The organism is Alicyclobacillus macrosporangiidus CPP55 (genome assembly GCF_000702485.1).
Taxonomy (GTDB): Bacteria; Bacillota; Bacilli; order Alicyclobacillales; family Alicyclobacillaceae; genus Alicyclobacillus_H; species Alicyclobacillus_H macrosporangiidus_B.
Genome location: NZ_JNIL01000001.1, coordinates 1,943,123 through 1,965,722, shown reverse-complemented (window position 1 = coordinate 1,965,722; position 22,600 = coordinate 1,943,123). Strand labels below are relative to the sequence as shown.

General features: G+C 64.1%; 20 protein-coding genes. 15 read left to right on the top strand and 5 right to left on the bottom strand.

Translation table 11 applies throughout. The features are described 5' to 3' along the window. Nucleotides 1–68: 68 nt before the first annotated feature. Both N687_RS0109700 and N687_RS0109695 read right to left on the bottom strand, forming a co-directional pair. Complete coding sequence (locus N687_RS0109700) at nucleotides 69–1,856, bottom strand: DUF4179 domain-containing protein (RefSeq protein ID WP_029421668.1); 1,788 nt, start codon at nucleotides 1,854–1,856, stop codon at nucleotides 69–71. Between the two features lie 14 nt (nucleotides 1,857–1,870). Then, entirely contained in the window at nucleotides 1,871–2,470 is a 600-nt protein-coding gene (locus N687_RS0109695) for an RNA polymerase sigma factor (protein WP_029421667.1), read from the bottom strand. Nucleotides 2,471–2,639: 169 nt separating this feature from the next. Here N687_RS0109695 and N687_RS0109690 point away from each other — a divergent pair, with 169 nt between their 5' ends. The 3 genes from N687_RS0109690 (at nucleotide 2,640) to N687_RS0109680 (ending at nucleotide 7,477) form a co-directional block, all read left to right on the top strand. After that, entirely contained in the window at nucleotides 2,640–2,945 is a 306-nt protein-coding gene (locus N687_RS0109690; RefSeq protein WP_029421666.1) for a hypothetical protein, read from the top strand. A gap of 198 nt (nucleotides 2,946–3,143) precedes the next feature. Then, nucleotides 3,144–5,675, top strand: coding sequence for a carboxypeptidase-like regulatory domain-containing protein (locus N687_RS0109685; RefSeq protein ID WP_029421665.1), 2,532 nt, complete (start codon nucleotides 3,144–3,146; stop codon nucleotides 5,673–5,675). Between the two features lie 62 nt (nucleotides 5,676–5,737). Further along, nucleotides 5,738–7,477 (top strand): phospho-sugar mutase, encoded by a 1,740-nt coding sequence (locus N687_RS0109680; RefSeq protein WP_051663118.1) that lies wholly within the window; start codon nucleotides 5,738–5,740, stop codon nucleotides 7,475–7,477. Nucleotides 7,478–7,559: 82 nt separating this feature from the next. On the opposite strand, the gene N687_RS0109675 is transcribed toward N687_RS0109680, so the two are convergent. Continuing rightward, complete coding sequence (locus tag N687_RS0109675) at nucleotides 7,560–7,766, bottom strand: cold-shock protein (protein ID WP_139234616.1); 207 nt, start codon at nucleotides 7,764–7,766, stop codon at nucleotides 7,560–7,562. Between the two features lie 343 nt (nucleotides 7,767–8,109). On the opposite strand from N687_RS0109675, the gene N687_RS0109670 reads away from it, so the two are divergent. Continuing rightward, nucleotides 8,110–9,576, top strand: coding sequence for a hypothetical protein (locus tag N687_RS0109670; protein WP_029421662.1), 1,467 nt, complete (start codon nucleotides 8,110–8,112; stop codon nucleotides 9,574–9,576). Nucleotides 9,577–9,641: 65 nt separating this feature from the next. Here N687_RS0109670 and N687_RS0109665 read toward each other — a convergent pair whose 3' ends face one another. Next, on the bottom strand, nucleotides 9,642–9,899 hold the full coding sequence (locus N687_RS0109665) for an aspartyl-phosphate phosphatase Spo0E family protein (RefSeq protein ID WP_029421661.1): 258 nt from the start codon (nucleotides 9,897–9,899) through the stop codon (nucleotides 9,642–9,644). A 398-nt stretch (nucleotides 9,900–10,297) separates the two neighbouring features. Between N687_RS0109665 and N687_RS0109655 the strand changes: the two genes are divergently transcribed. From N687_RS0109655 to N687_RS0109615, 8 genes are all read left to right on the top strand, one after another. Further along, nucleotides 10,298–11,056, top strand: coding sequence for a WecB/TagA/CpsF family glycosyltransferase (locus tag N687_RS0109655; RefSeq protein ID WP_029421659.1), 759 nt, complete (start codon nucleotides 10,298–10,300; stop codon nucleotides 11,054–11,056). Between the two features lie 150 nt (nucleotides 11,057–11,206). After that, the gene (locus N687_RS0109650; RefSeq protein WP_029421658.1) at nucleotides 11,207–11,425 is read left to right on the top strand and encodes an alpha/beta-type small acid-soluble spore protein; all 219 of its coding nucleotides are present in this window, start codon (nucleotides 11,207–11,209) and stop codon (nucleotides 11,423–11,425) included. 221 nt (nucleotides 11,426–11,646) lie between these two features. Next, on the top strand, nucleotides 11,647–12,843 hold the full coding sequence (gene metK, locus N687_RS0109645; RefSeq protein ID WP_029421657.1) for a methionine adenosyltransferase: 1,197 nt from the start codon (nucleotides 11,647–11,649) through the stop codon (nucleotides 12,841–12,843). 245 nt (nucleotides 12,844–13,088) lie between these two features. After that, complete coding sequence (locus N687_RS0109640; RefSeq protein ID WP_029421656.1) at nucleotides 13,089–14,204, top strand: sensor histidine kinase; 1,116 nt, start codon at nucleotides 13,089–13,091, stop codon at nucleotides 14,202–14,204. Next, complete coding sequence (locus N687_RS0109635; protein WP_029421655.1) at nucleotides 14,201–14,851, top strand: response regulator; 651 nt, start codon at nucleotides 14,201–14,203, stop codon at nucleotides 14,849–14,851. Before N687_RS0109640 ends, N687_RS0109635 begins: the two co-directional genes overlap by 4 nt. Nucleotides 14,852–14,976: 125 nt before the next feature. After that, the gene (locus N687_RS0109630; protein WP_029421654.1) at nucleotides 14,977–15,411 is read left to right on the top strand and encodes a glycosyltransferase; all 435 of its coding nucleotides are present in this window, start codon (nucleotides 14,977–14,979) and stop codon (nucleotides 15,409–15,411) included. A gap of 662 nt (nucleotides 15,412–16,073) precedes the next feature. Next, nucleotides 16,074–16,643 carry a DUF5317 domain-containing protein gene (locus N687_RS24400; RefSeq protein WP_029421653.1) on the top strand — a complete coding sequence of 190 codons (570 nt, stop codon included), beginning with the start codon at nucleotides 16,074–16,076 and terminating at the stop codon, nucleotides 16,641–16,643. A 484-nt stretch (nucleotides 16,644–17,127) separates the two neighbouring features. Beyond that, the gene (locus N687_RS0109615; protein WP_051663116.1) at nucleotides 17,128–18,438 is read left to right on the top strand and encodes an HD domain-containing phosphohydrolase; all 1,311 of its coding nucleotides are present in this window, start codon (nucleotides 17,128–17,130) and stop codon (nucleotides 18,436–18,438) included. Between the two features lie 491 nt (nucleotides 18,439–18,929). On the opposite strand, the gene N687_RS0109610 is transcribed toward N687_RS0109615, so the two are convergent. After that, complete coding sequence (locus N687_RS0109610) at nucleotides 18,930–20,240, bottom strand: helix-turn-helix domain-containing protein (RefSeq protein WP_029421651.1); 1,311 nt, start codon at nucleotides 20,238–20,240, stop codon at nucleotides 18,930–18,932. 159 nt (nucleotides 20,241–20,399) lie between these two features. On the opposite strand from N687_RS0109610, the gene N687_RS0109605 reads away from it, so the two are divergent. From N687_RS0109605 to N687_RS0109595, 3 genes are all read left to right on the top strand, one after another. Then, nucleotides 20,400–21,251, top strand: coding sequence for a DegV family protein (locus N687_RS0109605; RefSeq protein ID WP_029421650.1), 852 nt, complete (start codon nucleotides 20,400–20,402; stop codon nucleotides 21,249–21,251). Nucleotides 21,252–21,254: 3 nt separating this feature from the next. Beyond that, the gene (locus N687_RS22155) at nucleotides 21,255–22,085 is read left to right on the top strand and encodes a ComF family protein (protein ID WP_051663115.1); all 831 of its coding nucleotides are present in this window, start codon (nucleotides 21,255–21,257) and stop codon (nucleotides 22,083–22,085) included. A 65-nt stretch (nucleotides 22,086–22,150) separates the two neighbouring features. Next, nucleotides 22,151–22,546, top strand: coding sequence for a TIGR03826 family flagellar region protein (locus tag N687_RS0109595; RefSeq protein ID WP_029421648.1), 396 nt, complete (start codon nucleotides 22,151–22,153; stop codon nucleotides 22,544–22,546). Nucleotides 22,547–22,600 lie beyond the last annotated feature (54 nt).

Below are 22,600 nucleotides of genomic sequence, written 5' to 3'. Positions count from 1 at the left end.
GCCACGCGAATCCCAGCGACCCGAGGTCGGTGCTCTGGGGGCGGCCCGTGCGGCGGGCCGCCCCGCCGTCAACCGGTGACCACCGGGGCCGCCCACCACGCCTGCGCCACCTCGGTCACCAGCCGCTCGAGCGCGGCTTCGTCCAGCCCCTGCGTCTTCCCTGGCACCGGCGCAACCTCGATGCTGCCCCAGGACGGATACAGGTACAGGATGGGCACCCGCAGGGTCGCCGTGTGCGCCGGGTCCATCGTCCGCGCCACCCACAGGTGCGTCGTCATGCCCTCGTATTGCCCCACCCTCGGTCCTTCCACGTTCGATCCCGATGCACGATCCATTGATGCCCGGTACACCGCCAGGCTCTCCGAGGCCGGGATGAGCGACCACAGCGTGCGCGACTCCGTCACCGTCAGAGTCACCCCGGCGGCGTTGGTCAGCGTCAGCTGCACCGCGTACGGCGTGGCGCTCCGGTCGCCCGACAGCGGCGGGCGGAAATCCGGCGTGACCGACACCTGAACCAGGCGCCATCCGGCCGGGACGCCGTGCACGGGCAGGCCCGACAGGCGTGCGGCATCGGCCAGGCTGGTGCCCGTGTAGACGCTGGCGTCTGGCGCGCTCCCGGACATCGGGGCTCCCGACTGGGCCGAGAGCGCCGGCCCCCACTGGGGCTGTTGGCTGGACCAGGCTGGCTGGCGCCAGGGCAGCCGCCAGACCCGACGGTCCGATTCCACGACCAGCGTGTAGACGCCCGCGCGAGTGAGGGGCGGAAACTGGGCCGTGATGCGACCGCCGGATCGTGCCACCGCCGTGGGGCGCACCGTGTCTCCGCCTGGCCCTTCCACCCGGTACTGGGCGAAGTTCTCCGGGGTGTCCGCAGGGAGACCGTCGGTCGAGAGCTCTATCCGGGTGCCGCTGGCCGTCGTCCGCACCGAGGTCAGGGTGAGGGTTGCGCCCCCGTCCGCCGCGCGCACGGCGGGGTTGAGGGCAAGCACCGGCCCCGGGGCGGGCAGGGCGACGAACGGGATGTCCCACGGGCCCGTCACCGTGCGGAAGGTGCGGGGGCCGAACAGATCGCCTTTGGCCAGGGTGTCGCCGACGGCCTCAACGTGCAGGGTCAGGTGCAGGCCCAGCGGGCGGAGCCAGCCGGGGAGGGGCGGGAAGACGATGTACCCCAGGTTCCCCAGCCCGTCGATCTCGGTGGCGTCGTGCGGCCACCCGAACGGATCGCGCAGGGTCACGCGGTACCGCTCGGGGACGGGGGGCTGTCGTCCCGACAGCGCGGCATCGGCGGACTCGCGGGCGTTGTCGATGCGCACCTGCCAGGGCTCGGCCTCGAGGGTTCCCTGGGGTGCCGCCGGGCCGTCGATTTGATAGACGACGACGGTGCGGTTGGCGTCCGCATAGACGTCGAGCACCGTCAAGGTGACGCCGCCGTGGGTCGCCGAGAGCTGCACAGGTTGGAACGCGCCCTGCTGGAACAGTTGCCACAGGCCCGGGTCTCCGCGGAGCACTTCCCCCTCGGCCGCCGGGGACTGCCCGTGCAGTGAGGCGGCCGCCGCGATGACCCAGCGCGGGGCGAAGTGGACCACCCCCGCGATCACGGCGGCGGCGCCCGCCAATCCGGCCACTCCCCGCACCGCCCAGCGGCGGGCGCGCCGCAGGGGCTGCGCCGCGCGGCGCCCGCTGGATTCGCCGCTCGAGCTGCCGCCCGGCGATAGGTTGGGGCCACGGGTCTCCTCCAGGCCCAGGCGCCCTGCGATCCCCGCCCACAGGCCCGCCGGCGCCGCATCCCCGGCCTGTTCGGCCTCGGTCCGGTAGTGCTGCCGCAGCCGATCTTCCAAAGACGTGCGCGATGACATGACGCCACCTCCCTTCACCCGTTCCGTCTCTGTGCGCGATCCGCCGCACCGTCCGCCCCAGCGTCCTCCGCCAGGAACCGGCGCAGCTTCGCCAGGGCGCGGTGGATGCGGGTCGCGACCGCGCCGGGCCGCAGGTTCAACCGGCGGGCGATCTCGTGGACCGCGAGATCGTCCCCGAAGCGCAGGGCGAGGATCGCCTGGTCCAAGGGGGACAGGCGGTCCAGCGCCTCGCGGAGCGCACCCAAGTCTTCATCCCGTGCGATCCGGTCCTCCACGGGCGGGGCGAATCTCCCGTGGCGAAAGGTCAGGCGCTCGAGGCGCTCTGGTGCGTCGGCGACAGGCACCTCGCGGCGCCCCCCGCGTCGGCGCCAGTCGAGATGCGCCCGCCGGAGGATGGCGTGGAGCCACGGTGTGAGGCGCTCCGGGGTCCGCAGCTGACGGCGATGGCGCCAGGCGCGGACGAACACCTCCTGGACCAGGTCCTGGGCGGCCGCGGGATCGTGCGTGAGCCACACCGCCAGCCGATACAGCGCGGGGCTCTCCCGTTCCACGATGCGCCGGAACGCGCCGGCATCCCCTTCCAGGAAACCCCGGACCTCCTCCAGTCCCTCCACTGGCTCCGCCCTCCTTCGAACGCAAGACGCTCCATCCTGCGGTTTTATTACAGCGGATGGATTCCATCGCTGCACAATTGGGACGCTGTCCTCCGTCATCCGCACAGCTTCCCGGGGCTACCCGGTCATACGGTAATGGTACAGTCCACAAAGTGAGGATGGGATGCCCATGTGTGCGACGTGCAAAGGCGCGCACCGGTTCCTCGGCCAAATGGTGTGCTGCCACTCGGTGTACGGCTGGCATCGCGGCGTGTTGACGCGGGTGACGCGGACGGGGATCGTGCTCGCCAACCCGGTGCGGTTGGCGGCCTCAGATTCCCGGGAGGCGGTGGACGCCGAGGTGGGTCTGGACGCCCCGTTGCATCCGGATGAGGACCTGGCGCAGGTCCAGTTCTTCGGGGGGCTATTCGTGCCGTTCGGCGGGCTGTACGGATTGTACCCCGGATTCGGGCTGGGGTTCGGATTCATCATCTAGCGCATCGCGCAGGCTTGCACGGAACCGCGGGTGCCGCGCGGGTGCCGCCGCCACCTCGCCGGCGTCGCGGGAGCCGAGACGCCGGACCGGCCGCGCCGGATGGAAGGTTTCGCCACGCAAGTCGTGACAGGATTCTCGCGCCTCTCTGTGGAATTCCGATAGGAATCCGCTTCAGGAATCCACGTACGGAGGCGTACCATGACGTCCAGACGACTTCACAAATCATCCATCCGGCGCGTGGCTGCGGCCGTCACGGCCGCTTTGGCTGTGCTGCCCTCGGGAACTGGACTGGCGCAAACCCTGCCCGCTTCGCCCGCCTGGTTCCCCTCTTCGCACGAGCCCCTGGCCACAGAGGCCGCGATGGCCCCGATGCGTTCCCTTGCGCCGATCGCGCCCGCGTCCGTGCGGACCGCGGGTGTCCGGACCAGGCTGGGATTGAAGGCCAGGCCGGCCGTCCAGAAGGCCGCGGCGACGGTGCACGACGGCCCCGTCCTGGTGGCGGGATCGGCTTGGCGCACCGTGCCATACCTCGTGTACGGAGGGACCACCTATTTCGGGATCTGGTATCTGCAGCAGCTGCTCCGGGCGTACGGCATCGACTCCACCTGGAACGGCACCCGGTTGACGCTGACGGGCTTCCCGAAGGCCGTTGCGGCCACCGTCACCGTGTCCGGTTCGCCCGCGCCCGGGGTCGGTGCGCTGTGGGTTCAAGGGGAGGCGTACGTCGACGTCAGCGCCATCGCCCGCCAGGTGGGCGGCACGGTTTCGGCCTCGGGACAAGCCCTGTCGATCACGCTGCCTCGCTCCACCGCTCCTTCGCCCCTGTCTTCGGGCACAGCGCATCCAGTCGCCCAGACGCCGGTGCATCCGACGGTGGATCGGGCGGTCGCCGTCAGCGGCTTTCAACCGAACGGCGAGGTCTATGTCGGGTCACAGTTGTGGAGGCGGGTGCCCGTCCTGTACAGCGGCGGCACCACTTTCTTCGGCGTCTGGTATTTCCAACAGTTCCTGCTGGCGTACGGCATCCACAGCACATGGGATGGAAAACAGTTGGCCATCGACGACCTCCCGCGGGTGGTCCCACAGGCGTCCATCACCGTCGACGGAGCGGACCCGCTCTCCGAGGCGGCCGTGGAGTGGCAGGGGGATTGGTACGTGCCTGCCTCAGCGCTGACGGCGGCCGGAGTGCCGGTCCAGGTGCAGGTGGACGCCGGCGACGCAGGCACGGGGGATGGCGCCGCCGGCGGCACGGAGCACGGCGTGCAGGATGGCGCAGCGGGCGGCACGGGGTCGTCCGACAGTCCGTCCGGCATAGCGAGCGGCCAGATGGGGCCGCAAGTGACCCTCCACGGGCGTCTCGTGTTCGACGGAGCGTCGTATCCCGTCAAGCAGATCTCGCTGCGCGACGTGCAGACACACGCGCACTACTACGCCGATGTCCAGGCGGACGGGACGTTTTCTATCCCGGTGCCACCCGGCCAGTACGAGGTCTTCGCGGCCATCGGGCAGGACGAGGCGGTGTACCTGTTGCAGCCGTTCACTGTCCCGGCGGGATCGGCACGGCAGCAGGCGCTGGACGTGCACCTGCCCGCCCTGCCCCAGGCGTCCCGGCTGGCGACTGCGCATGCCGACGTGATCGCCGGGGACACAGGCGTGTCGGCCATGGATCTCCAGTCGGTCGCCGACATCTTCGAGCACGTGTATCCCGAGGTCGCTTCCGCCACGGGATTGGCAGAACAGAGCCGCATCCAGGTCACCCTGTACAGTTCCGCGGACGCGTACAAGCAGCACTTTCTCCAAGAGGGATACACGGTCGGAGATGCGGCTTCGCTGGCCGAGAACTCGGTGGCAGCCGAGGAGGGGCTCAACCAGATCAGCGTGCTGATGCCGGCTTTCCATCAGACGGACGGCCTTAACGTGATGGCGCACGAGCTGACGCACGCCCTGGTGGCCACCGTGTCCAGCGCGATCCCCAGTTGGGCCAACGAGGGGATCGCCTGGGAGATGGGGGTGGACGCCGAACTGGACGGCAGCCAGGACCCGGTGTTGACCACCGGGATCCCGTGGTCCAATTGGGTAGACACCTTGACGCACCAGCGGGCGGGGGATCTCCGGCCGCTCGGCCAGGCCGATCCGCTGGATTCCGCCTACAACGTCGAGCTGCAGGATTACTGGGCGGTCCACCAATTGATCACGCGCTTCGGCCTGCCGGCGGTGATGCGGTATGTCCGCGCGATCGATCACGATCCCGACGCCTTCACCCACACCTTCGGCATGTCCTTCGACACCTTCGCGAATCAGGTGCAGGCGAGTCTCGCCCAGCAGGCCGCCCAGTCCGATTCGGGCTTCACAATGCGGCTGGCGGTCCTCTGGGGCGGGCCGGAGACGGTGTACATCACGTCGCCGGACGGGCGCGCGTATGAGGTGTCGGGCCTTGCGCCAGGGCATACGTACGACATCACCTGCCGGGCCGACGGGACCGTGCAGGCGGCCGCTGGGCTGCGGGTGGCGGCCGCGTCCGACGTCACCGGGCCAGACGGGGTGTGGTTCGTACAGCTGAAGACGAGTGGAAGTCTGCCCCGGCAGGGCATCGCGCTGGACGACCAATTCGGCGTTCCCTATCTCGTGGACGTAGTACTGTACGATGCTGCCGGGCAACCGGCCCACACCTATCCGGCCACCGCCCTCCCGGGCGGACTGCAGGTGATGGGGTTGACGCCGCTGCATTGAGCTGAACTGGACGCCGCTCCCTTCAGGCGATACACTTTGGATCGGAACTTGAAAGGAGGGCAGTGGCGTTGGACGCACAGAAACGGTATCAGGCTTGGCGGGCTCATGCGGAGCATCCGTCCGACATCGAGCGGGAATTGGAGTGGTTGGCGGACAAACCGGAGGAGATCGCGGAGCGGTTCGGGTACGATCTCCAGTTTGGCACGGGCGGCCTGCGCGGGATCATCGGCGCGGGGACATCGCGCATGAACGTGTACACCGTCCGCCGGGCGACGCTGGGGCTGGCGCGGTACCTTCAGGCGGCGATCCCGGACGCGGCGTCGCGCGGCGTGGTCATTGGTTACGATTGCCGGCGCATGTCGGCCGAGTTCGCCCTGGAAGCGGGCTGCGTGCTGGCGGCGGCGGGGCTGAAGGCGTATGTGTTCCGCCATCTGTGCCCGACGCCGGAGTTGTCGTTCGCGGTGCGGCGCCTGCAGGCGGCCGGCGGAATCATGATCACGGCGAGCCACAACCCGCCTGAATACAACGGATATAAGGTGTACGGCGCGGACGGGGGCCAGATCCTGCCCGACGTGGCGGATGCCATCACGCGCGAGATCGAAGCAGTGAAGGACTGGTTCTCCATACCCCTGGCCGATCCTGCAGAGGCGGAGCAGACCGGCCGCCTCGTGTGGGTAGGCGATGAGGTGGACGAGGCCTACGTGGAGACGGTCGTCAGGACCATTCGCGTGGCGGGCGTGGAGGACGCGGACCGAAAGGCGCTTCGCGTGGTGTACAGCCCGCTGCATGGCACGGGCGGGAAGCCGGTGGAGGCTGTGCTGCGCCGGGCCGGCTACGCGGATCTGCACCTGGTGGCGGAACAGATGCAGCCGGACGGCGAGTTTCCGACGACTGCCAGCCCGAACCCGGAGGAACCGGCGGCGCTCGAGCGGGCGCTGGAGACGGCGCGCCGGGTCGGGGCGGACATCGCCATGGCGACGGACCCGGACGCGGATCGCGTGGGGGTCGCGGTCCGGCTCGCGGACGGCGAGTACCGGCTGCTGACGGGCAACCAGACGGGGGGCCTCCTGGTGGACTTCGTGCTGGGGCAGCGGAAGGCGGCGGGGACTTTGCCGGCCGACGGGATCGTCTTCAAGACCATCGTGACGTCGGAGCTGGGCGCGGCCATCGCGCGCCAGTACGGGGTCGCGGTGGAGGACACGTTGACGGGGTTCAAGTATATCGGGGATCGGATTGGCCACTATGAGCGAACGGGCGAGCGGACGTTCCTGTTCGGGTACGAGGAGAGCTACGGCTACCTGGCGGCGGACTTCGTGCGGGACAAGGACGCGGTCCAGATCTGCCTGTTGGTGGCGGAGATGGCGGCGTATCACAAGCGCCGCGGCAACACACTCGTGGACGCCTTGGAGGAGTTGTATCGGCGGGCGGGGTACCACGAGGAGAAGTTGATCAGCAAGACTCTGCCGGGCCTGGACGGCCTGGAACGCATCCGAGGCCTGATGGCGCGCCTGCGCGAGCGGGAGGACGGCCTCGCGGTGGACGGGGAGCAGTTAGTTTGGACGGAGGACTACCAGGTGCTGCGGCGCCGCTATGTGGACGGCCGGGAAGAGGCGATTGACCTGCCGCGTGCGGACGTGCTGCGATACGGGTTTGCCGGCGGATCGTGGCTGGCCGTGCGCCCGTCGGGGACGGAGCCGAAGATCAAGTTCTATCTCGGCGCTCGGGGGGCTTCGGAAGCGGCTTGCCGGGAGACGCTCGCCCGCATGCAGCGCGCCGTGGAGCGGGTGCTGTCCGAGGTGTGAGGTTCGGCGGCAGATGGCGCTGAAAAGAAAACCGACAGACGAAAACGCCCTGCTTTCGCAGGGCGTCTTGCGATCTCAGACTTTAGAACGACAGCTTTGTGACGTTGGCCGCCTGCGGGCCGCGCTGACCTTCGACGATGTCGAACTCGACGCGCTGGCCTTCTTCAAGAGTACGGAAGCCTTCGCCATTGATGGCCGTGTAGTGCACGAACACATCGTTGCCGCCTTCCACCTGAATGAAGCCGTAGCCCTTCTCCGCATTGAACCACTTTACTGTACCTTGCACAATATTGCCCCCTACTGAAGTACCGTTCATGCACTGGCACTACCGAATACCATCCGTACTCTGGCCAAGCACTTGCGTTACTCGTGTGATTTGGGAATACCCAACATGATCATAACGTGGTGGTGCAAAAAAGTCAATACAGCGGTCACGAAATTTAGATGCCAGATGTTTCAACCGCGCCGCCGGCTGTCGAAACTGGTATTGTAGGGATGAAGCGCACGGCCATTGGAACGGTCATTGGAACGGCCTTTGGAACACGTCTGCCATCCGCTGAACCATTCGATCGGTTTCCGCAATCGAACCCCCGTTTCGAACAATGATCTCCGGCAAGGCGAGGTGAACGCTGATGGCGAAGCGGTCCGACCGGGTATTCCATCTCACCGTGACGGTGTTCGCGCTGGCTCTCACGGCCGTATCCGCCGTCACGCTCGAGTATCAGCACAATCCGGAGCGGGTCCGCTCTTGGATCACGCCGTTCACCCACGTGCCTCCCGTGCCGGTGCGCAATCAGACAAGCCCCCTCCCGGCGGCGAACGGAAACCGGACGGTGGAGTCCACTGGGCATGCGGCGCCCTCGGGATCGAAACCGGTAAATCCCGGTTCGGGAAACACCGCGGCCAACCAACCCACGCTCGACATCCGGCGGGTCGGGGACGATGTGTCCGACGCGGATGTCACACGGGTTCGGCAATTGGTGGTCAACCGCCGGATGACCGACACCATCTCGAACGCTTTGCAGATTCGGCTCAGGAGGCCGATTCACTTGTATCTTGCCCAGTCCGCGGCCGATTATAAGGAGGCCTTGAAGACGCTCGGCGTGTCTCCCGATCAGGCGCAGCGGTTCAGCCGCGATACGGGCGGATTCACCCAGGGAGAGAACGTCGTGATTCCACTGTATCAAAACAAGTCCGATGCCGACCTGGCCAATACCCTGGCGCACGAGTTGACGCACGTGTACCTGAACGCCGGCGTCGGGCCCGAGTTGCCGAGTTGGGTCAACGAAGGATTGGCGGTCACCCTGGGGATGCATTTTCAGCAGGCGGTGGCCAGCGGGATCGCGTACGACGGGTATGCCAAGCAAATGGCCGAAAGCGTGCTCGACGCGGTGAAGAAGGGGCAGCTGCTGCCGTTGACGGACGACGAGACCAAGGTACTGGCGGGAGATGCGGCCTACGATCTGGAGTTGCAGGACTGGCTCGCCGTGTCGTGGCTCGTGCAGCAGTACGGCTGGAAGGCGTGGGCCGATTACTTGAATCGGATCAACAGCGGGATGACCGATGGAGACGCCTTCGCGCGGACGTTTGGCGTGTCCGAGTCGGTGTTCAACGATCGGTTCACACGGCTGCTGCAGTCCGCCGCGGATCAGGCGGACGCCGGAGTCCAGGTGACGCTGGAAGTGTCGAGCCAGTTCCACGGATACGCCCGCATCCTTCAGCACGGGACGCAGACCTGGACGGGATTCGAACTGGCTGGGGGCGTCAACAGGTTCGTCGTCACCCCGTCCGGCCAACTGCAGGGCCCAAAGACGACGGAGCCCGCCACCGATCCCAATCCGCCGGACAAGGTGACGCTCTATATCGATCTCGATCCCGCCACCAACCTGACCTACAACGGTCAACCGGTGGAGAACAGCGGGTTTGCCATCGACTACCACTATGGGATGTACGCCTTCGTCAATGCCTGGGTGACGTACCAGAACGGGAAGTCGGTGTATTTGCAGGACCCCGCCCTCTTTGGGGTACGGCTGACCGGTCTGCGTGAAAACGCACAACTTCCGCTGTTGCCCCTGCTGTCCGTTTCGGTGCCGGGCTGAATCCAACCTGACGGCGGGACGCCCGGCACTGAAATTACTGAAATGAAAGCTCGCGTATCAATGCGTCAATGCGCCGCGAAGGCATATCCCGTTGAACCTTGTCTGGTTGTCGTGTCGTGGGGTGAAAAGGCGAAACGGGTGACGATGGTCGCAGGTGAAGTGGCTTGACAGAGGATCGACTTCCAGTGTTTGTTGAGTGCTCTGTCCAGCGCCTGGCTGGCCTGTAAAACGACTGGGTGTAGCAGATCTCCTCCGCACTCCTCAAAAACCCTGTGCATGGTCGCTCGTAGTCGCTCAATCTCCCGGGCCGACGCCTCGTCCACGGGGGGCCCTCCTTCCTGACTTTTCCCTCGCGTCCGAACGCTGTTTATACAGTCGACGGACGACCACACGTTTTGAAATATAACCATGTCGAGCCATGTCTGCAATCCAAGATTTTCGACAATGCCGCGCGATGGGTGTCGAATCCAATCGAAATCAGGCGATCGATGTCGATCACGGTCGGAATCCGGCGAAACTTGTTTTTCTCCGCCAACTTCTGGTGCCTGCCCACCCCCTTCTCAGGGCCTTTCAGGCTGTTCACGCGCTTGTTGTGCCGCCGCCGCACGCTTCGCCCGCCCTTCATCCGCCTTTGACGCGCGGGTACGATACAATGATTATGATGGACAAACCGGTCGCAGACCGGCCCGGCGGGGTTCGGTTTGTGACAGATGGATGAGGGATGTGTGTGAAGGGATGGAGCACCCTGCCCGAGCACGACACCGTGGCCCACGTGCTTGGCGTGCGCTTCGATTGCCTGACCCGGCGGGAGGCGGTGGAGCGCATCCTGCAGTGGATCGATGAAGGCAGCCGGCGGATGGTGATCACCGCCGGGCCGGAGTTTGTGATGATGATCGAACGGGATCGAGAATTGAAACAGATCGCCCGCGCGGCCGATCTCGTCACACCGGACGGCATCGGCGTGGTGTGGGCCGCCCGCAGGCAGGGCCACCGCGTCCCCGAGCGGGTGACCGGCGTGGAGCTGGTGGCCGAGTTGCTCGACACAGCGCAGGCGCGCCACCTGCCGCTGCGGGTGTATGTGCTCGGCGCCCGGGAGGAGGCACTGCAGGCTTGTCTCACCCGTTTCCGCCACCGTTATCCGCACCTGACGTTCGCCGGCCGCAACGGATATTTCGAAGCACGGGAATGGCCCGGCATCCTCGGCGAGATCGAATCGTTCGGGCCGAACCTGTGGCTGGTGGGGCTCGGTCAACCCAAGCAGGAGCGGCTGATTTTCGAGTCATTGGGCGGTCTGCCGCCGTGCGTGGCCATCGGCGTCGGAGGCAGCATCGACGTGTGGGGCGGCGCCGTCAAGCGGGCGCCGGCGGTATTCCGGAGGTTGAACGTGGAGTGGCTGTACCGGCTGTTGCGCCAGCCTTCCCGCTGGCGGCGTCAACTGGCGCTTCCCCGGTTCGCCTGGCGGGTCCTGCGCGGCCGCTGACTCGAACCGTGCGCCCTCGAACCGTGCGCCACCGATTGACCGGTTCACCAGAAATTAAACCGGGTCATCCTCCGCGGGCGGCGCAGACTAGAGGTACCGGGGCGGCTCCCTCGAGGAGACGGCCGGCCACATCTGGGGGAGGTGTGGCAGATGCCGAACAACAACAAGAAGTTGGTGGCCGCTGCGTACCAGGCGCTGCACGACATGAAGTACGAGATCGCGGCGGAGATTGGATTGCCGGTGCAGCCGGGCAGCGGGGAGGACTATTGGGGGCACATCACGAGCCGGGATGCGGGGCGCTGCGGCGGACAGATCACGCGCCGGTTGGTGACTTTGGCGGAACAGGCGCTGGCGGGAGGACAGGTCTGAGCCGGGTTTGAAACGGTCTTGCTCAACCGCATAGGATGTGTTCGCCTCAGGGGAGCGGGATCCAATGTCCCGCTCCCCTGATTCGATCCGCCCTTGACCTGCAAGGCCGCCCAGGAATCGTTCATTGACGCGCCCGGGCGATTATAATACCATATTCCTTGATTTTTTTGGCCGTAGGACAGGTCCGCGGCTGCACCCGGGAGAGAAGGAGGGGACATCCCGTGGGCAAGCGTTTGTTCACTTCCGAATCGGTGACGGAAGGGCATCCCGACAAGATTTGTGATCAGATCTCCGACGCGGTCCTCGACGAAATCCTGGCCCAAGACCCGTACGCGCGGGTGGCGTGTGAGACGGCTGTGACCACCGGACTGGTTCTGGTGGCCGGCGAGATCACGACCACCTGTTACGTCGACATACCGAAAGTGGTCCGGCGAACAGTCGCCGAGATCGGCTACACGCGCGCCAAATACGGTTTTGACGCAGAGACGTGCGCGGTCATCACCTCCATCGACGAGCAGTCGCCCGACATCGCCCAGGGCGTCAACCAGGCGCTGGAGGCGCGGGCTGGAGAAGCGTTGGATGTGGAGGCCATCGGCGCCGGCGATCAGGGATTGATGTTCGGCTTCGCCTGCGATGAGACGCCGGAGCTGATGCCGTTGCCCATCTCGCTGGCCCACCGGCTGGCGCGTCGGCTGTCCGTCGTGCGCAAGGACGGCACGCTGCCGTATCTGCGCCCGGACGGCAAGACCCAGGTGACCATCGAGTACGACGGGGATCGACCGGTGCGGGTCGACACCATCGTCATCTCCACCCAGCACGACGAGCACACCGACATCAAGACCATCACCGCCGACATGCACGAGCACGTCATCCGCGCGGTGGTCCCGCCGGAGTTGCTGGACGAACGGACGCGCTACTTTATCAATCCGACGGGCCGCTTCGTCATCGGCGGGCCACAGGGCGACGCGGGCCTGACGGGCCGCAAGATCATCGTCGACACCTATGGCGGCTACGCCCGGCACGGTGGCGGGGCCTTTTCTGGGAAGGACCCGACGAAGGTCGATCGCAGTGCCGCCTACGCCGCCCGCCATGTGGCGAAGAACGTCGTCGCGGCTGGGCTCGCGCGCAAATGCGAGGTGCAGGTGGCGTACGCCATCGGCGTCGCGCAGCCGGTGTCGATCTCGGTCGACACGTATGGAACCGGCGTGATCGGCGAAGACGAGATCGTCTCGCTCATCCGGCAGCACTTCGATCTGCGCCCGGCCGCCATCATCCGCGACCTCCAGCTTCGCCGTCCCATCTACCGCCAGACGGCGGCGTACGGGCACTTTGGCCGGAATGATCTCGATCTCCCGTGGGAGCGTACGGATAAGGCCGAGGCGCTGCGCCAAGCGGCCGCCGCGTACGCCCGGGGCTGAGGACGAAAAAATTTCTGCACAGGACCCCCACAACGGGGTGCCGGCGGATCGAAATGTTGTACCATCACCCTTACCCCATGGAATGGCGCTCGCCAAATTGGACGGGCGCCTCTTTTTTACGAAAATCCGGATGGCCTGGGCGGAATCGGCAGGAAATGGGCCTCAAGAAATCGAATGGTTTCTAAAACACTCCTATCCTGCCGTGAAGGGGCGACGTCCTTCCTTTGGATTCGCGGATATCTGCATTGAGAGCGGCGATTGATAAGGCGCTGGCGGCGATTTCGGAAGGCTGGGATCAGGTCGAAGCCATTGCCCGGAGCACCCTGGACGAGGTGAAGCGGTTGGAGCAAGAGCTTGCCCGCGTTCAGAGCGAGTGTGCAGAAGCCATCGAGCAGGTCGAACGCCTGGAGGGAGATGCACGCCTGGCCCGCCAGCGACTGATGCTGGTCAACCGCGAGTTTCAACGGTACTCGGAGCAGGAGATGCAGCAAGTTTACGAAGAGGCGCAGGCGCTGCAGGCGGAGCTGGCTCGCTGGCGTGAGCGCGAGGCCCAGTTACGCTATTGGCGCGACGACCTCGAGCGGAGGCTGAAGGGATTGCATGCCACGGCGCGACAAGCCGAGGTGCTGCTCCATAAGTTTCGCCACACCACTGACTACCTGACGGCCGAGTTCGGGGACGTGGCCGGTGTGCTCGAAGCGGCGCAGATTCAGTCTTTGCTCGGCCTGCAGGTGTTGCAGATGCTGGAGGAGGAGCGGCGGATGCTGGCGCAGCGGCTGCACGACGGCCCGATGCAGGCGCTGGCCAGCGTGGCCATGCGGATGCAGGCCGCGCCATCCGGCCGGAACCCGCAATTGGCGGCAGGAGAGGTGTGGTCGCGGTTGAACCACGTGATCTCCGATCTGCGCCAGATGGTGTTCGACCTCCGCCCGCCCCTGCTCGACGACCTGGGCTTGGTCCCGACCTTGAAGCGGTACGCGCAGCAGTGGTCGAAGCAGACCCGGGTCAAAACCCAAGTCCAGTTGGTGGGTTTGGAGGTGCCGCTCACCCAGACGGAGAAAGTGACGGTATTCCGCGCCGTACAGCAGTGCCTGGAGAATGTCGCCCGGCACGCGCGGGCGAGTGTGGTATCCATCGCGCTGACCTTTGGGCCCGACAGCCTGCGGGTGAAGGTCGTCGATGACGGGCTGGGGCTGCAGGAGGCAGACTGGCTGGGGTGGCTGGAGCAGGGGAAGCTGGGGTTGACCTTATGCCGGCAGCGGCTCAGCGTGATCGGGGGATCGATGGACATTTGCGCCGGTGAACGGGCGGGCACTCAGGTCACCATCCAGTTGCCCATCTCAAGGGGGGACACGGCATGACGGAACCCATCCGGGTGGCCATCGCAGACGACAATGAGAATTTTCGCGAAACCTTGCGCGAGGTCCTCGAGTACGAGCCGGACCTGCAGATAGTCGGGGTGTGGCGCCACGGGGCGGACGTTTTGCTCGGGCTCGAAGAGGTCCGGCCGGACGTGTTGTTGCTCGATATCAACATGCCCTTTTTGAACGGGGTGGAGACGACCAAGCAGCTCCAGGTGCGCTATCCGGAGGTGCGCATCATTATCCTGACGATGCACGACGATGAGGGGTACGTTTTAGAGACGCTCAAATCGGGCGCCTCCGGGTACCTGGTCAAGGACGGTTCGGTGTCGGAAGTGGTCCGTGCCATCCGCGAGGTCGCGGCCGGGCGCGCGGTGGTCCATCCGCAGGTGACGCACACCGTCATCGCCCAGTTTCAGGAACGCGCCGAGATGAGCGAGTCGTGGCGTGGCTTGTTGACGGAGCGGGAGATGGACATCCTCCGCGAACTGGCCAACGGCAAGAGCAACGAGGAGATCGCGACGACGTTGAATATCACGACGAAGACCGTGAAAAACCATATTTCGAGCATCTTCACCAAGCTCCACGTACAGGACCGGACGCAGGCGGTCGTCCTGGCGATGAAAAAACACTGGCTGCCGTCATGACGCCGTGACGGCTTCTCCCGCGGTGACTCGGACGGCCCAGTCCGCGCGGGCCCCGTCCGCGCGCCACCTCCCGTCCGGTGGCGTCCCTCCCTGCAGCGCATATATTGCAGCAGGGGGTGAGGGCGGTGGTCGGGGCTCTTTTCTTCTGGGCACTGGCCGTCTATGGCGCCTTGACGGTGGTGCGGCAGGTGAGCCGTGGTTTGAGGCGCCGGATCCGGCAAAATCTGCACCCGGTTGCGGTCGTGTTGATTGTACAGAACTCCGAGGCGCACATCGAAGGAGTCCTGCGATCCATCTTCCTCAGCACTGCGCTGGGCCACCGGGAATGGCGGATCTTGGTTTTCGACATGGGGTCCACGGACGACACACCGCACATTGTCCAGCGCTTGGCGATGCAGCATGACGGGCTGGAATACGTGCGGATCGAAGGAGAAGGCGAGTTCGTCCAACAGTTGGCACGGGTGTGCGCGGAGGGCGGTCTGGTTGGCTGCATCTACGACCTGCGCGTCAGCGGGATGCTCTGCGACGTGGCGCGTGACATCCGGCTGCTGTGCGGGTGAGAAAGGGTCTGTGCGTGCGCATGACCTCGCGATACTGTACACCGCACGTCGCTGTGGCGGCACGGCGATGTGATGGGATCATGCGGTGATATGCCGCGGTGGATGCTGCTTTGGATGGTGCGATTCGGCTGTCGTGGGAGGTCGCCTTCGTCCGGACCCGCTCGATGGGCTGCGGGGGCGGGCGAGGGTTTTCGTGTGAATGGCGACCAGAAACGGGCTCAGATATGGAGAAGATTGGTGGAGAATCGGGACAAAAGTCCTATACGAACAATCTAGCATTCTTCCTAGAAGCAGGGATATAATTTTGCCATCGGGGTGTGACTCCTGCAGCAACCATCGCAGCAACGGCTTGTCCTCACTGGCATTCTAGCAGCGGCCGCCTTTTGAGGTCCTGCGGGGATCGTGAGTGAGGCAGGCGACTCATTCGACCCAGCACACATCACAGCACTCAGAATGGATGATTCCAATTCTGAGGAGGAACCACCGATGCAGAAGGTTAAGGCTGGACTCATTTTTGGGGCTATTGTGTTATTTTCCATTGCGGCGCAGGCTGGTTTGGGCATAGCCCCTGGTTCCTGTTAAAGAACATAGGCCGGTTCATGGCCGGGTGGACACGCCCGGCCTGTTTGCCACTCAGAAACGTTGTCGAATGAGGTGGGAATTTGGCGTTTCAAGTCCTCCCTATCCTAGCCGGTCTTATCGTTGGTTGGGCACGCAAGGGGAGCCTGTGGGCAATTCCTAGGATTAACCTTAAGCTTGTGTGGGTGCTACCCATTTCATACCTCATTCAGGTTGTATCAATCCACGACTTGAATGGGATCTCCTATCAAATAACACTGGTAGTGAGCTATATTGGCCTTCTGATATTCTGTGGAGTGAACTATCGTGTGCCTGGTGTTCTGTGGGCCATGGGTGGTACGGCGGCAAACTTTGTAGTCATGCTTTGTAATGGGTTACGTATGCCCGCATACATACCGGCTGTTGAGAAAATGGCACCGCAGTTGGTTCCCTTATTGATTAGGGGTCAGTACGGAAAGAGTATTGCAATGTCGGACAGTACTCACTTAAATTTTTTGGGCGATATATTCTATTTCAAAATTCCTCCACAGAGTCTGGTCAGTGTCGGAGACATACTCATCGCGATCGGGCTTGTTTTGTTCCTCCAGGATGCAATGCGTGTGGAAAGAAGGGTTTCGTCGAGTGGCAAGCACACATCCGAAATGGTTAAATAAGGCTGGTACCGTTTACGCCGTTGCGACATGGGTGTGTGTAGCCGCTTGGCTCAAAGCTAATTTCGCTGGTCCGACCATCCCGGAGTGGGTAGTGCTGTATACCCTCACTGGTTTGCTCCTACTGGTCGAAAGGTTCTATATATCGGTGACTAAGGAAGAGCAGTTGCATTTTGAGTCTGTGTATCTTATCGGTTTCATACTTGCATATCCTCCGGGACCTGTCGCTTGGGCTGGTCTGGCGTACGCGCTAATATCGTCTGTAAGATATCGACGGTTCTGGTATATGCAATTAATGAACGGTGCCGTTTGGACAGCCTGTGCTCTCATAGCACACTATGTTTACTTCCACATCGCAACCTCAGCAGATTTCTGGGTTTTAGATATAATTCCGATACTAGCAACTGGAGTATCGTACTTTATTGTAAACGTAATACTTGTATCCATATTCCTGTTATTGAGGAAGGGGATTAGCGGCATCTCTAGTGTGCTGCAAGGCTTTACCCTTCCATTCTTCATCGTCTATGCCGTCACCGTGATGATCGGTATCCTGTTGGCGGTCGTGCTGCAGCACTCCGGCCTGGCCGGAGCCCTGTTGTTCACCGGGCTCATTCTGCTGGTGTCATACACTTACCGCGATTACTTCAAGATGGCCAACCACTTCAAAGAGTTGGCTATCAAGGATGAGCTGACCGGGCTGCACAACCACCGGTACATTCAATCCCGCGTGGACCAGCTCATTGAGGAAAAGCGTCCGTTCGCGTTTCTGATGATGGACATCGATCACTTCAAACGCTACAACGAGGTCTGGGGACACGTACGGGGAGACGAAGCCCTTAAAAAGGTGGCGGACGTGTTGCGTGAGAGGCGGCTGCCGGGCGAGGAGATCGCCCGGTACAGCGGCGAGGAGTTCGCCATCGTGCTGCCTGATTACGACCTGCCGCAGGCCCAATTGAAAGCAGAGTTGCTGCGCCGCGCGGTCGAAGAGACGAGTTTTCCGGGTGCCGAGCGGCTGCCCGGCAAGCGTGTGACCGTGAGCATCGGCGTGGCCCATTATCCGCAGCAGGCCAAGGACAAAAAGGAACTCATGGTGATGGTGGACGACGCCTTGTACAAAGGCAAGTTCACCGGCCGCAACAAGGTGTCCCTGTACACATCCGTGCTCGACGAGATGAAGAACGATCTCGCCGTCCAGGAAGGGGACGAGGAGATCATCCGGACCATCAAGGTATTTCTCGCGATTCTCAACTCGAAGGATCGATACACCTACGCGCACACCGAGCGTGACGTCATCTACGCCACTGCGCTGGCACGCCGCATCGGCCTGCCCGAGCACCAGATCCGTTATCTGCGGTTTGGCGCGTTTTTACACGACATCGGGAAGGTCGAGATTCCCATCGAGGTGCTGACCAAGCGGGGGCCGCTCACCCGCGAGGAGTGGCAGATCATGAAGAGTCACGTCGAGATCGGAGTCAGCATCGCAAAACCCATCCGCAGCTTGGCCCCGTGTCTGCCGATCATCCGTCATCACCACGAGCGGTTTGACGGCAACGGGTATCCGGATGGCCTCAAAGGATATGACATTCCGCTCGAGGCGCGCATCCTCACCATCGCCGACAGCTTCGACGCGATGACGACCAGCCGTCCGTATCAACGCAAGCGTTCCATGGAGGAGGCATTCGTCGAGCTGAGATCGTGTGCGGGACGACAGTTCGACCCGGAGTTGGTCGAACCATTCATCGAGGTGGTTCAGGAGATTGGGTTGCTGTCGGAGGACGCCGAGGAGACATACGCGTAAGATCGGCGGGCGATTACCCGTGAAGGCATTGATTCGGATCCATACCGTACATCACCGGCCTGCAGGCCGGTTTTTTGTTCGCGTCTCGGCCCGTGGGTCCGACAGGATCCCCACGGCCGCAGCCAGGGCGGTTAGAAACGAATCGTGTTTATTCGACGGGATGGGCGGGGCGATAACAACGGATTCGTGTCTATGCAGCCATCTCAAGGGACCGATAGGAACTGTTTTGCACGAATCCAGGCCGACGGACGGCATCGATGACATGAATAAAATAAACTTTGACATTATTTCATCAATCCGAGCCCTCGATAACATTGAAATGTTGTTTATCTTGCCCTTCCCCCGCCTTGTTAACACCAAAATGTTGTATATGGTGCTGTTCTGCAGCTATAGCACAACCTTCGGCCAGTCTCCCCTTGCCCACACCGCCGTCCGCCCAGCCTCGCCGATCCCTACAGCGCCCCCGCAGAGCCCTCGCCAGTCCCGGGAGATCACACCGGTCGCGTGCTCGCGTCCAACAGGGTTTCGATCCGCTGGGAGACGCCCTCCACCAGATCCTCCCGGCCTTGCTCCGTGTACCACATCATCACCTGGGCCAGTGCCGCCGCGGCCTCCCGGGCCGAGTCCTGGCGTTGCAGCGCGTCGGCAACGCCCAGCATGCGATCCACCGCGCCGTCGACCTCGCCCTTCTGATACTCCGCCATGGCTCTCGCCGCCTCGATGCGGATGCGGTACGCCTCCACCCAACGTGGGTACGCGTCCGGCTCCTTCGCGTAGTCTTCGAGGATGCTCGCGCACCGGTCGAGCCGCCGAAGGGCCTCGTCCACATCGCCCGTCTGCAGCAGCCGGTCCACGCGGAATAGTTCCGCGTCGAGGAACGGTCCCGGGGCGGCCGCCACGGTCGCCCTCGCGGCGTGATTCCAGGCGTCCGGTTCGGGGCCGTGACCGTGCTGGCTGAGGCGGGTCTGCAGTGCCACGTACAACTCCGCAAGGCGGAGCCCATCGAGCAGTGCCACCGCCCGGTCGACGGCGTCTTTTGCGCGGACGGCGTCGTGATCGATCACGGATTGCGCCTCGTTCACCAGGGCGTCGGCGACATCGTGGAGGCGGGTGAATTCGCGGCACAGCTCGGCGCCCCGTTGCAGCACAGAGAGGGCCGCAGACCATTCGCCGCGCTGCGCGTGCAGGGTGTACAGCGACAGGCACAACTCGCCCATGTCTGCGCGCAGCATCACGGGGGCCGGCGGATCGTCCTGCGCCAGTTCCTCTCCCAACTCAAGGGCTTTTCTCCATTCATGCATTGCACCGTCGAGGTTGCCCATGTCATACTCTAGTCGTCCGGCTTCCTTGCGCACATGGAACAGCAACCGCTGATCCTGGGCGCGCAGCGCGTGTTCCCGCAGCTCTTCAAGGCAGGCGGTGGCCCGCTGTGTGTCGCCGACGCCACGCCATGCCTGCGCGAAGCTGAGCAGGTAATCCTGGCGCATCAGCCCAGGCGTTTCTGGAGTGGGCGCGGCCTGCAGGGCTTCCACCGCCCGGGCGGGCTGCTGCCGGCGGACGAAGTATTCACCGAGGCGCAGATAGGCCTGAAGGGTGAATTTGTCACCGAGATCGTCGAGGAAGTACTCCACCGGCATCCCCAACCGGTTTGCGAGGGCCGTCAACAGGGGATAGGAGGGCCGCGTACGGTCCGCTTCAATCTGGCTGATCATGCTGGAGGAGACCAACCCTTCCCCGAGATCACTCTGGGTCATCCCGCGTTGCAGTCTGATTTCGCGGATTTTTTCGCCGATGCTCGGCATGCCTTCTGTCACCTCGTGTACAAGTATCCGTACGGCCGCCTGAGAAGCGGCGGGGACGCGAATCCCAGGCTCTTTACGTTGAGATTATCACAGAATGGTGGATTTGTGGGAGATTGTCCTGGGATTCTCGGAATTTATTCGTCGAGGATGAGGGATCGAATGGAACAAATTGCATTTGTCACGGACAGCACAGCCTACCTGACTCCTGAACAGGTCAGGGCTCACGGGATCACCGTGGTACCTCTCAGCGTCATCTTCGGGGATGTGGCGTACCGCGAGGGTGTGGACATCACGGCGGAGGCGTTTTATGAGAAGCTCGCGGAGGCCAAGACGCTGCCCTCTACGTCCCAGCCGCCGGTGGGCAAGTTCGTGGAGGTGTTTGAAAGGCTTCTCCAAGACCACGACACCGTCCTGTGCTATCTGTTGTCCGCCAAATTGAGCGGGACGGTGCGCGCGGCGGAGACGGCCGCGGGGATGGTCGAAGGCCGGGTGCGGGTGATCGACTCGGAATACGCGAGCTATGGCATCGCCGGCCCATTGCTCGACGGTGTGCGGATGGCGGAACAAGGGGCGTCCTCCGACGAGATCGTCGCGTATTGGGAACGCATCCGATCCCAGGTGAAGTCCCTGTTCATCATCGACACGCTGGAGTATCTGCACCGCGGCGGGCGCATCGGGGGCGCTGCAGCGGTATTGGGATCGCTGTTGCAGATCAAGCCCATTCTGACCGTGGTGGACGGGCGGTTGGATCTGTTTGACAAGGTGCGCACCCACCGGCGCGCCATGGAGCGGATGTTGGCAGAGTTCGACGCCGCCGCGTCCGGCGGAGCTCGCCTGCGGGTCGGGGTGGTGCACAGCCGGCGGTTGGCGGAGGCGGAGGATCTGTGCAGGCAGCTGACCGCCAAATACCCGAACATCGAAGTGGAGATCAGCGAACTGGGCCCCGTCATCGGGACGCACACGGGTCCGGGCGTCTTGGCTATCCTGTACTACCCTGCGCTGGAGGGGTGATCGGTGCCTTCGATCACGTGGCCGTTTCGAATCCGCCGGGGGTGGAATACGGCCCTGAATTGGGTGTTCCCGGGTGATCACCTGCCGTGCGTCCTCTGCCGGCGGCCTGTACCGCCGGACGTGGCGCAGACTGGGGACGTTCACCTCTGCCCGTTCTGTTTCCAGGACATCGCCCAGATCCGGGTGTCTTGCCGCGTCCGGCGCCTGCCGTTTGCAGGCGAAGGCCTTCCTGTGGTGGCGGCGGTGCGGCACGACGGCTTTGTGCGCAACCTCATCCGGCAGTGGAAATACGATGGAGCCATTGAGTTGACCGAGTGGTTCGCCGACTGGGCGTCGACGGCTTGGCGGGAGGTGCAAGGCCTCGCGTCTCTGCAAAGGAGGGGCCCGGCGCCGGTCCCGGGGCAGTCGCCGGTGCGCGACGCGGTGTCGCAAGGGAGAGGCCCGGTCCCGCTGTGCCTACCCGGGATGCCGGATGCCCTGGTGCCTGTCCCGCCGGCGCCCGACCGGCTTCGCCAACGGGGGTACGATCACACGGCTCTGCTCGCCGCCCGTCTCAGCCGGCACCTCGGGGTCCCGGTGCTGCACGCGCTGACTCGTGCGGTCGCAGCGGGAGCGGTCACGCGTTCACAGACGGCGAAGGCGCGGCGGGATCGCATGAGAAGCCTCGAAGGCGCCTTCCGCCTCGCTCGCCAGGCACCGTCGCTACAGGGCCGCCGGTTGCTGTTGGTGGACGACGTGGTCACCACGGGCGCCACGTTGAGGGCTTGCGCCAAAGTGCTCACCGCGGCAGGCGCGCGCAACCTGGTGGGACTCGTGGTGGCCGAGGTGGCCTAGTCTGTTTGGCCTATGGTGCCCTTGCCGGAGGCGCGATATAATTTGGGCACAAGCGGAAGGAGGGGATGGGGGTGCCCATCGCCAATTGCAAGCGATGCGGCCGGCTGTTCAACAAGGTGCGCCGCGACATCTGTCCAACTTGCGTGGCGGAGGAGGACAAAGCCTTCGAGACGGTGCGCCAGTATCTGCGTGAGCACCGCGATGCCACCATGGCGGAGGTGAGCGAGGAGACCGGCGTCACGATCGATCTCATCATCTCCATGATCCAGGATGGCCGCCTGATTCTGCGAGACAATCCGAACCTCCACTACCCATGCGAGCGATGTGGACAACCCACGCGGGCCGGACGGTATTGTTCGCGATGCACGAAGGAGCTGTCCGCATCCTTGAGCGCGGCCGCGCGGGACCTGCGTAAGAAGACGCAGGAGGCCGAGCGGGGCCGAGGCTACTATTCTCGCTGAAGGCGGGGCTATACCAAAATTAGATAGTTGTTCATACAACCTCCTGGTGCAGAC

Bases quoted from the DNA above. Each gene is read 5' to 3' on its own strand.
- N687_RS0109700 (WP_029421668.1), bottom strand. From the start codon at position 1,856: ATGTCATCGCGCACGTCTTTGGAAGATCGGCTGCGGCAGCACTACCGG.
- N687_RS0109690 (WP_029421666.1), top strand. From the start codon at position 2,640: ATGTGTGCGACGTGCAAAGGCGCGCACCGGTTCCTCGGCCAAATGGTG.
- N687_RS0109685 (WP_029421665.1), top strand. From the start codon at position 3,144: ATGACGTCCAGACGACTTCACAAATCATCCATCCGGCGCGTGGCTGCG.
- N687_RS0109670 (WP_029421662.1), top strand. From the start codon at position 8,110: ATGGCGAAGCGGTCCGACCGGGTATTCCATCTCACCGTGACGGTGTTC.
- N687_RS0109655 (WP_029421659.1), top strand. From the start codon at position 10,298: ATGTGTGTGAAGGGATGGAGCACCCTGCCCGAGCACGACACCGTGGCC.
- N687_RS0109650 (WP_029421658.1), top strand. From the start codon at position 11,207: ATGCCGAACAACAACAAGAAGTTGGTGGCCGCTGCGTACCAGGCGCTG.
- N687_RS0109635 (WP_029421655.1), top strand. From the start codon at position 14,201: ATGACGGAACCCATCCGGGTGGCCATCGCAGACGACAATGAGAATTTT.
- N687_RS0109610 (WP_029421651.1), bottom strand. From the start codon at position 20,240: ATGCCGAGCATCGGCGAAAAAATCCGCGAAATCAGACTGCAACGCGGG.
- N687_RS0109605 (WP_029421650.1), top strand. From the start codon at position 20,400: ATGGAACAAATTGCATTTGTCACGGACAGCACAGCCTACCTGACTCCT.
- N687_RS0109595 (WP_029421648.1), top strand. From the start codon at position 22,151: ATGGGGGTGCCCATCGCCAATTGCAAGCGATGCGGCCGGCTGTTCAAC.